General features: G+C 68.3%; 10 protein-coding genes. 5 read left to right on the forward strand and 5 right to left on the reverse strand.

Translation table 11 applies throughout. The features are described from left to right. Positions 1-113 precede the first annotated feature (113 nt). From SZ55_RS03490 to SZ55_RS03500, 3 genes are all read right to left on the reverse strand, one after another. Positions 114-458, reverse strand: a complete 345-nt coding sequence (locus SZ55_RS03490) for a DUF805 domain-containing protein (RefSeq protein WP_044401354.1) — start codon at positions 456-458, stop codon at positions 114-116. Between the two features lie 223 nt (positions 459-681). Next, entirely contained in the window at positions 682-963 is a 282-nt protein-coding gene (locus SZ55_RS03495) for a DUF2218 domain-containing protein (RefSeq protein WP_044401357.1), read from the reverse strand. Between the two features lie 86 nt (positions 964-1,049). Further along, positions 1,050-1,691, reverse strand: a complete 642-nt coding sequence (locus SZ55_RS03500) for an NAD(P)-dependent oxidoreductase (RefSeq protein ID WP_044401360.1) — start codon at positions 1,689-1,691, stop codon at positions 1,050-1,052. 105 nt (positions 1,692-1,796) lie between these two features. Here SZ55_RS03500 and SZ55_RS03505 point away from each other — a divergent pair, with 105 nt between their 5' ends. The 4 genes from SZ55_RS03505 (at position 1,797) to SZ55_RS03520 (ending at position 5,302) form a co-directional block, all read left to right on the forward strand. Next, the gene (locus SZ55_RS03505) at positions 1,797-2,687 is read left to right on the forward strand and encodes a LysR family transcriptional regulator (protein WP_044401363.1); all 891 of its coding nucleotides are present in this window, start codon (positions 1,797-1,799) and stop codon (positions 2,685-2,687) included. Between the two features lie 79 nt (positions 2,688-2,766). Further along, entirely contained in the window at positions 2,767-3,648 is an 882-nt protein-coding gene (locus SZ55_RS03510; RefSeq protein WP_044401366.1) for a PA4780 family RIO1-like protein kinase, read from the forward strand. A gap of 87 nt (positions 3,649-3,735) precedes the next feature. After that, a complete protein-coding gene (gene bfr, locus SZ55_RS03515) occupies positions 3,736-4,200 on the forward strand; it encodes a bacterioferritin (RefSeq protein ID WP_044401369.1) in 465 nt (154 codons plus the stop codon). A gap of 199 nt (positions 4,201-4,399) precedes the next feature. Continuing rightward, positions 4,400-5,302 carry an EamA family transporter gene (locus SZ55_RS03520; RefSeq protein WP_044401373.1) on the forward strand — a complete coding sequence of 301 codons (903 nt, stop codon included), beginning with the start codon at positions 4,400-4,402 and terminating at the stop codon, positions 5,300-5,302. Here SZ55_RS03520 and cueR read toward each other — a convergent pair. Next, positions 5,232-5,669 carry a Cu(I)-responsive transcriptional regulator gene (cueR, locus tag SZ55_RS03525; protein ID WP_044401376.1) on the reverse strand — a complete coding sequence of 146 codons (438 nt, stop codon included), beginning with the start codon at positions 5,667-5,669 and terminating at the stop codon, positions 5,232-5,234. The genes SZ55_RS03520 and cueR overlap by 71 nt on opposite strands. A gap of 89 nt (positions 5,670-5,758) precedes the next feature. Continuing rightward, positions 5,759-8,161, reverse strand: coding sequence for a heavy metal translocating P-type ATPase (locus SZ55_RS03530; protein ID WP_044401379.1), 2,403 nt, complete (start codon positions 8,159-8,161; stop codon positions 5,759-5,761). A 280-nt stretch (positions 8,162-8,441) separates the two neighbouring features. Between SZ55_RS03530 and SZ55_RS27260 the strand changes: the two genes are divergently transcribed. Further along, positions 8,442-8,601, forward strand: a 160-nt coding sequence (locus SZ55_RS27260) for a helix-turn-helix domain-containing protein (RefSeq protein ID WP_152644432.1), incomplete at its 3' end; no start/stop codon positions are given.

The following is an 8,601-nucleotide window of genomic DNA, read 5'->3' on the forward strand; positions in this document are numbered from 1 at the left end:
CCGTTTCTGAAAGCAAGAAAGCAAAACGGGCGGTTGCCCGCCCGTTGCAGCGACTGCCGTGGGACAGTCGCGTCGCCCGAGGGTTCCCGTTCAGGCGGGAACCCCGGCCTGGATCAGGCCTTCGGGTTGGGACCGTAGGCGTTCTGGCCCGGGTCGCTGTCCTTGGCCAGCAGGTAGATCAGGTACAGACCGACCAGCGGGATCAGGGCGATCAGCATGAACCAGCCGCTCTTGCCAATGTCGTGCAGACGGCGGGCGGTGACGCCCAGGGCCGGCAGCAGGACGGCCAGGCTGTACAGGTTGGCCAGCGGCAGCAGCTTCTCGCTGATCACGCCGAAGATCACGGTCAGCGCGATGGAGATGACGAGGTTCACCAGGGTGAACATCCAGTACTCCTTGCGGCGCGCACGGCCATTGAAATCAAAATATTGCTTGAGGCACTTCAAATACCATTCCATTGCGGAACTCCCTTTCTTCGCCGCCTGGCGGCTGTTCGTATCAATTGATGCCAGGCGTTTGGACATGGCTGGCAGGTGCTGCATGGGTCATGCAGGGACGCGACTATAGCGTTTCGTAACAAGCCGTTGCGTGTGCCGGTTCACGGGCCAGCAAATTGCCACCCAGTCAATTTCGGGTGGCGTGGTCGCGGTAAGGCGCGTGCGATGCCCGTCCCAGAGCGCCTCAGTGCCAGTTCAGCTGCAGCGCTTCCTGCCAGGCGAAGCGTTCGAAGTGGCTGGCCATCACTTCCTTGAGTCGTTCCAGATTGACGGCGTCTTCGGCTTCCACCCGCAGTGTCAGGCCACCGGCCTCGGCCTGAAGCAGGCCGAGGCCGATGTCGAACTGGATGCGCCCCTGCTGTTCGTCATGGCTGACGGGGATGCGGTGGGCGAAGTGCTTGCACAGCCGGCTGATATAGCGGGCCGGGGTTTCGGTGACGACGTGGGTGGAGGCGACGAGGGTCATTGGGGGACTCCTGAACGGTGGAAACGGGAGCGGGCCGCCGGAAAAACCGGCGACCTGATTGGGTAACGCAGGGCGGGTACCCGGCTTCAGTAGCCGACGGTGAAGCGCTTGCGCAGGTGCTGGGGGTTCTCCAGCTCGTCGACGATGGCCACCGCCAGGTCGGCCACGGTGATGCGCGCCGGGTGGTCGCCGTCCATCAGCAGCTCGTTGCCGCCAATGCGGAAGCGGCCCGTGCGTGCGCCCGGCTCCAGCAGCGCCGGCGGGGAGAGGAAGGTCCAGTCCAGGTCGGTCTCGGCCTGGATCAGGTTCAGCGCCTGGCGCGCGCCCTCGGCGCCTTCCTTGTACTCGGCGGGGAACTGCGGGGTGTCGATCAGTTGCAGGCCCGGCGCGACGTACAGGCTGCCCGCCCCGCCCACCACCAGCAGGCGACGGACACCGGCCCGGCGCACGGCGTCGAAGATGGCGCGGGTGCCCTGGATGAACTGCTCGCGGATGTCGGGGTTGCCCCAGCCGGGGTTGAAAGCGTGCACCACGGCATCGTGCCCGGCGAGGACGGCGGCAGTGGCGGCCACATCATGGATATCGCCCTTCACGGCGGTCAGGCGTTCATGGGCCGGCAGTTTTTCCGGGTGGCGGACCAGGGCGGTGACCTGGTGGCCGCTTTGCAGGGCTTCCTGGACGACGGCGCTGCCGACGAAACCGGTGGCACCGAGGATGGCGATCTTCATGGCTGTCTCCTGTTGAGAATCGTTTGCGACGGTCGCCATCTTGCAGCTGGATAATCAGCGGAAAAAGTGGCAAAAACCGCTTTCACAATTAAGCAGGGCTTACGAATGGAGCAGCTCAAGCGCATGGCGGTGTTCGCCACGGTGGTGGAGAAGGGCTCGATGGTCGCCGCCGGCGAAGCCCTGGGCATGAGCGCGTCCGCAGTCAGCCAGCAGATCCGCAAGCTGGAGGACGCCACCCAGGTCAGCCTGCTCCACCGCACCACCCGCAAGCTCACCCTCACCGAGGCCGGCGCGCTGTTCTACCGCAACTGCGCCCAAGTGCTGGAACTGGCGCAGCAGGCCGAACAGCGCCTGGCGGAGCTGCGCGATGCGCCGGTGGGGGAGCTGCGCATCGCCGCCCCGGTGGGCTTCTCCGATCGCATGGTCACCGAGGCGCTGGCGCCCCTGCTGGCCGCCCACCCCGGGCTGACGCTGCGGCTGTTCTTCGACGACGAGCAGATCGACCTGGTGGAGCGGCGCATCGACCTGGCCATCCGCGTTGGCCGCCAGGACGACTCTAGCCTGGTGGCGCGGCACCTGGGGGACTGGCCGTCGCTGCTCTGCGCCGCGCCCGGCTACCTGGCCCGGCTGCCGGCCATCGTCCGTCCCGAGCAACTGCTGGAGCTGGACTGGGTGACCCTGCATGCCGAGCGCACCCTGGGACCGATCACCCTGGTCGGGCCTGGTGGCGAGGTGCAGCGGCTGCGTATCGAGAGCCGCGTCAGCTGCAACAACATCCTCTCCGCGCGCAGCTTCACCCTGGCCGGGGCCGGCCTGTCCCTGCAGCCGGAACCGGAGATCCGCGAGGAGCTGGCCAGCGGCCGGCTGCTGCGGGTGCTGCCCGACTGGCGCCCGCCGGAGATCGGCCTGTACATCGTCACACCACGGCGCGACGCGCAGCCGGCCAAGGTGCGCTATGCCATCGAGGCCTTGCGTCACAGCCTGTCGCGGCGCTGATGGTCCTGTCGGCGCGCATGCCGTATAAAGTCGGACCATTCCAGTCCCAACCCATTTTCCCGAGGAACGCCGGCAAGGCATGAAGACACCCAAGCGCATCGAACCCCTGGTGGAGGATGGCCTGATCGACGAAGTGGTCAGGCCGCTGATGAGCGGTAAGGAAGCATCCGTCTACGTGGTGCGTTGTGGCAGCGAGCTGCGCTGCGCCAAGGTCTACAAGGAGGCCAACAAGCGAGGCTTCCGCCAGGCGGCCGAGTACCAGGAAGGGCGCAAGGTGCGTAACAGCCGCGACGCCCGGGCCATGGCCAAGGGCTCCAAGTACGGGCGCAAGGAGCAGGAAGAGAACTGGCAGAACGCCGAAGTGGCCGCCCTGTTCCGCCTGGCCAACGCCGGCGTGCGGGTGCCCAAGCCCTACGACTTCCTCGATGGCGTGCTGCTGATGGAGCTGGTCACCGACGGTTACGGCGATGCCGCCCCGCGCCTCAACGACGTCGACCTGACCCCCGAGGACGCCCGCGAATTCCACGCCTTCATGATCGGCGAGATCGTCAAGATGCTCTGCGCCGGCCTGGTCCATGGCGACCTGTCCGAGTTCAACGTGCTGCTCGACCCCTACGGCCCGGTGATCATCGACCTGCCCCAGGCGGTGGACGCCGCCGGCAACAACCACGCCTTCCGCATGCTCGAGCGCGACGTCGGCAACATGGCCGCGTACTTCGGCCAGTTCGCCCCCGAGCTGCGCTACACCCGCTATGCCAAGGAAATGTGGGCGCTCTACGAGGACGGCAAGCTGACCCCGGATACCAAACTCACCGGCCAGTTCACCGAGCCCGAGGAAGCGGCCGACGTGGATGCGGTGATGCGCGAGATCAAGGCCGCCCTCGCCGAGGAGGAGCGCCGCCAGGCGCTGCTGAAGGACACCAGCGACGAACCGCCGACCCCGCCCTGGATGAAGGAGTGAGGGTGTGGCATCGGGCTGCTTGACCGGGCGGTTCCCGAGGACGACCATTGCGCCCTCGGATCACCGCGTTTGCAGGGGAGAACACAGATGAAAGGGCAAGCGGAAGTCGTCGAATACCTCAAGGACCTGCTGCGAGGTGAGCTGGCCGCACGCGACCAGTACTTCCTGCACTCGCGCATGTATGCCGACTGGGGCTTCACCAAGCTCTACGAGCGCATCAACCACGAGATGGAGGAAGAGACCGAACACGCCGATGCCCTGTTGCAGCGCATCCTCTTCCTGGAAAGCACCCCGGACATGACGCCCAAGGCCATCCACCCCGGCGCCACCGTGCCGGAGATGCTGCGCTCGGACCTCAACCTCGAATACGAAGTGCGCGCCGCGCTGAGCAAGGGCATCACCCTGTGCGAGCAGCATGGCGACTACGTCAGCCGCGACATCCTTGCCCTGCAGCTGCAGGACACCGAGGAAGACCACGCCTACTGGCTGGAACAGCAACTGGGGCTGATCGACCGGGTCGGCCTGCAGAACTACCTGCAATCCCAGAGCTGATCGGCCTCGCAACCGTTCATGTAAAAGCCCCCGGAGAGATGCCTCTCCGGGGGCTTTTTTGTGGCGGCGTGCCGGTCTTCTGTTGCCGCCCTGTACGGTCCTGTAGCCGCCCCTGTATCCCCCGAATCCCCGGAATCTGTATCCATACAGCCTCCCGGTGACCTGCTAGCGTGGCCCACCCGCTCCCGGAGTCCCTGCCATGCCGTTGCCGCACATCCTCCTTGCCCTGCTGGTCACCCTGGTCTGGGGCGTGAACTTCGTCGTCATCAAGCTCGGGCTCGGCGAGTTCCCGCCGCTGCTGTTCTGCGCCCTGCGTTTTGCCCTGGCGGCAACGCCCTTGCTGTTCCTGCGCGGGCCGCTGCCGGCGCCGTTGTGGCGGATCGTGCAGATCGGGCTGCTGCTGGGGGTGTTCAAGTTCGGGGTGCTGTTCATCGGCATGAAGCTGGGCATGCCAGCCGGGCTGACCTCGCTGGTGCTGCAGAGCCAGGTGTTCTTCACCGTGCTGATCGCCGCGCTGGTGCTGGGCGAGCGGCCCACGTTGCGGGCGTTGGCGGGCCTGGCGTTGGCGGCTTCGGGGCTGGTGCTGATCGGCCTGGAACGGCCCCTGGGCGATAGCCTGCTGGCCTTCGTGCTGGTGCTGGTGGCGGCCCTGGCCTGGGCCTTCGCCAACATCGCCACCAAGCGCGCCGGTGCCAGCGACATGCTGCGGCTGATCTGCTGGGTGAGCCTGGTACCGCCCTTGCCGCTGCTGGCGCTGTCCTGGGTGTTCGAGGGGCCGCAGGCGATGGCGGCGGCCTTTGCCCACGCCAGCCTCACCGGCTACCTGTCCCTGGCGTTCGTGGCCTTCGGTGCCACCACCCTGGGGTTCGCCCTGTGGAGCTTCCTGCTCAGTCGCCACCCGGCGAGCCTGGTGACGCCCTTCGCCCTGGCGGTGCCGATTTCCGGGCTGCTGTCCGGCTGGCTGCTGCTGGGCGAGGCCCTCAGCCCGTCGGCGCTGGCGGCCTGTGCCCTGGTGTTCGTCGGCCTGGCGATCACCGTGTTGCCGAAGGACCTGCTGGGGCGCCTGTTGCCCCGCAGCAACCGCCCGATGCCAGGTCCTTGAGGATCGGGCAGTCGGGGCGGTGATCGCCCTGGCAGTGATCCACCAGCTCCTGCAGGGTGTCGCGCAGGCCCACCAGCTCGGCGATGCGCTGGTTCAGTTCGTCGATGTGGGCATTGGCCAGGGCCTTCACGTCGGCACTGGCACGGCCCCGGTCGCGCCACAGGGTGAGCAGGCGGCCCACTTCCTCCAGCGAAAAGCCCAGGTCCCGCGAGCGGCGGATGAAGGCGAGGCTGTGCAGGTCCTGCTCGCTGTACTGCCGGTAGCCGCTGTCGCTGCGGCCGGCCTCGGGGAGCAGGCCGATGGATTCGTAGTAGCGGATCATCTTCGCGGTGAGCCCGCTCTTCTTCGCGGCCTGGCCGATGTTCATGCAACTGTCCTCTTGGGTTGAGGTGTCCGGACGCCCCTTGTGGGGCGCTTGGTGAATGAGTTCGCCCCTGCCAGAACGGCGTCCTGGCATCAGTCTTCCGTGTGTTTCTCCCCGGCTGGTTTCCAGGTCTTCAGCAGCAGGGCGTTGCTCACCACGCTGACGCTGGAGAGGGCCATCGCGGCGCCGGCGACCACCGGGTTGAGCATGCCGGCGGCGGCGAGCGGGATGCCCACCAGGTTGTAGATGAAGGCCCAGAACAGGTTCTGGCGGATCTTGCCGTAGGTGCGCCGGGCGATGTCGAGGGCGGCGGGGACCAGGCGCGGGTCGCCGCGCATCAGGGTGATGCCGGCGGCGTGCATGGCCACGTCGGTACCACCGCCCATGGCGATGCCCACGTCGGCGGCGGCCAGGGCGGGGGCGTCGTTGATGCCGTCGCCGACCATCGCCACCACCGCGCCGCCGGCCTTGAGCCGGGCCACCTCGGCGGCCTTGTCGGCGGGCAGCACTTCGGCATGCACGTCGTCGATGCCCAGTGCCTCGGCCACCACCCGGGCACTGCCACGGTTGTCGCCGGTGATCAGGTGGCTGGCGATGTGGCGTCCGCGCAGGGCCTGCACGGCATCGCGGGCGCCCTCCTTGAGGCTGTCGCCGAAGGCGAACAGGCCGAGTACCTGTGCCTGGGGTTGCAGCGCCAGCAGCCAGGACAGGGTGCGGCCCTCGGCTTCCCAGGCCTGTGCGGAGGCCAGCAGGGCGCCGCCGTCGAGGCCGTGCTCGTCCAGCAGGCGGCGGTTGCCCAGGGCCAGCAGGCGGCCCTCGACCACGCCCTGGATGCCACGCCCGGTGAGGGACTGGCTGTCGCCCACCTCGGGCACCGCCAGGCCGCGTTCGTCGCAGGCATCCAGCACCGCCTTGGCCAGCGGGTGCTCGCTGCCGTGCTGCAGGGCGCCGGCCCAGGCCAGCAGGTGCGCGTCGTCGCCATCGGCAGCGGCGAGGTGGGTGATGCGCGGGGTGCCGGAGGTGAGGGTGCCGGTCTTGTCGAAGGCCACGGCGGTGATGGCGTGGGCCACCTCCAGGGCTTCGGCGTCCTTGATGAGGATGCCGTGGCGGGCCGCGACGCCGGTGCCGGCCATGATCGCCGTCGGCGTGGCCAGGCCGAGGGCGCAGGGGCAGGCGATCACCAGCACGGCGACGGCGTTGATCAGCGCCGTCTCCAGCGCCGCGCCTGCCAGCAACCAGCCGCCGAGGGTGGCCAGGGCGATCAGCAGCACTGTCGGGACGAACACCTGGCTGACCCGGTCCACCAGCTTCTGGATCGGCGCCTTGGCCGCCTGGGCGTCTTCCACCAGGCGGATGATCCGTGCCAGCACCGTCTCGCCGCCGAGGGCGGTGGTGCGCACCCGCAGGCGCCCCTCGCCGTTGATGGCGCCGCCGGTGACACGGTCGCCCGGGGCCTTGGGCACCGGCAGGCTCTCGCCGCTGATCAGTGCCTCGTCGGCGTGGCTCTGGCCTTCCAGCACCTCGCCGTCCACCGGGAAGCGCTCGCCGGGTTTCACCAGCACCTCGTCGCCCAGTTGGAGCTCGGCGATGGCCACGTCCTCCTCGCGGCCGTCGCGCAGGCGGATGGCGCGCTCGGGGCGCAGGGCTTCCAGGGCGCGGATGGCGGCGCTGGTCTGGCGCTTGGCGCGGCTCTCCAGGTACTTGCCCAGCAGCACCAGGGCGATGACCACCGCCGAGGCTTCGAAATACAGGTGCGGCACGTGGCCGGGGTGGGCGGTGGCCCATTGGTAGAGGCTCAGGCCGTAGCCGGCGCTGGTGCCGATGGCTACCAGCAGGTCCATGTTGCCGGCGCCGGCGCGCACGGCCTTCCAGGCGGCGCGGTAGAAGCGCGCGCCGAGGATGAACTGCACCGGCGTGGCCAGGGCGAACTGCACCCAGGCCGGCAGCATCCAGTGCAGGCCGAAGGGCTCCACCAGCATCGGCAGCACCAGCGGGGCCGCCAGCAGCAGGGCCAGTGCCAGGGCCAGGCGCTCCCGTTGCAGCGCCTGGCGGGCGCGGGCCTCGCTGTCATCGGCGTGCTCGGCCTGGTGCAGCCGCGCCTGGTAGCCGGCGCGGGTCACGGCCTGGATCAGCGCCTGGTCGTCCACCCCGTCCAGCCGCTGCACGCTGGCCCGCTCGCTGGCCAGGTTGACGCTCACCTCCAGCACCCCCGGCACCTTGGCCAGGGCGCGCTCCACACGACCGGCGCAGCTGGCGCAGGTCATGCCGCCGATCTCCAGCTCCAGGCGCCCCTGGGGTACCTCGTAGCCAGCCCGCTGCACCGCCTCGCGCAGGGCGGGCAGGGCATCGGCGGGGGCCTGGACCCGGGCCTGCTCGCGGGCCAGGTTGACGCTGGCGGACTCCACGCCAGGCACCTTGGCCAACGCGCGCTCCACGCGGCCGGCGCAGCTGGCGCAGGTCATTCCAGTGATGGGCAGGTCGAACGATACGGTCATGGCTGATCCTCCTCGTGGGGCACAGGATCAACCTTGACCCCGTGGCAAGGTCAAGGGGGGAGAGGGCTGCTGAGGAAAAGCCGGTGGGTTTTCGATGGCGATGTTCCAGTGCGCTGTTTCAACGCCAAGCTGGTTATCGAGTTCTGCGGATGTTTCTTGTTTCGCCCTCCCGGGCGAGCCCCTTTTGGCAGTCGCCCTGTACAGACCGGAGACATAGCTGACAGGTGTGCGGAGACATGGTTGACACTTTCCGGCAAGCCAGCCTTGCCGGGTAACGACCATGCCTTGGAACACGAGAGACGCTATGAGCCTAAAAGCAGAGTTCATTGCCCTGGCACTTCTTCCCGACAGCAACCGAAGGGAGCTGTGCCGCCGTTTCAACATCAGCCCGCAAACAGCCTACAAATGGCTAAAGCGATATGTCGCGGAAGGTGCTGCGG

The sequence above is a fragment of the Pseudomonas sp. FeS53a genome, assembly GCF_000931385.1.
Lineage (GTDB): Bacteria > Pseudomonadota > Gammaproteobacteria > Pseudomonadales > Pseudomonadaceae > Metapseudomonas > Metapseudomonas otitidis.

Bases quoted from the DNA above. Each gene is read 5' to 3' on its own strand.
- SZ55_RS03490 (WP_044401354.1), bottom strand. From the start codon at position 458: ATGGAATGGTATTTGAAGTGCCTCAAGCAATATTTTGATTTCAATGGC.
- SZ55_RS03495 (WP_044401357.1), bottom strand. From the start codon at position 963: ATGACCCTCGTCGCCTCCACCCACGTCGTCACCGAAACCCCGGCCCGC.
- SZ55_RS03500 (WP_044401360.1), bottom strand. From the start codon at position 1,691: ATGAAGATCGCCATCCTCGGTGCCACCGGTTTCGTCGGCAGCGCCGTC.
- SZ55_RS03505 (WP_044401363.1), top strand. From the start codon at position 1,797: ATGGAGCAGCTCAAGCGCATGGCGGTGTTCGCCACGGTGGTGGAGAAG.
- SZ55_RS03510 (WP_044401366.1), top strand. From the start codon at position 2,767: ATGAAGACACCCAAGCGCATCGAACCCCTGGTGGAGGATGGCCTGATC.
- bfr (WP_044401369.1), top strand. From the start codon at position 3,736: ATGAAAGGGCAAGCGGAAGTCGTCGAATACCTCAAGGACCTGCTGCGA.
- SZ55_RS03520 (WP_044401373.1), top strand. From the start codon at position 4,400: ATGCCGTTGCCGCACATCCTCCTTGCCCTGCTGGTCACCCTGGTCTGG.
- cueR (WP_044401376.1), bottom strand. From the start codon at position 5,669: ATGAACATCGGCCAGGCCGCGAAGAAGAGCGGGCTCACCGCGAAGATG.
- SZ55_RS03530 (WP_044401379.1), bottom strand. From the start codon at position 8,161: ATGACCGTATCGTTCGACCTGCCCATCACTGGAATGACCTGCGCCAGC.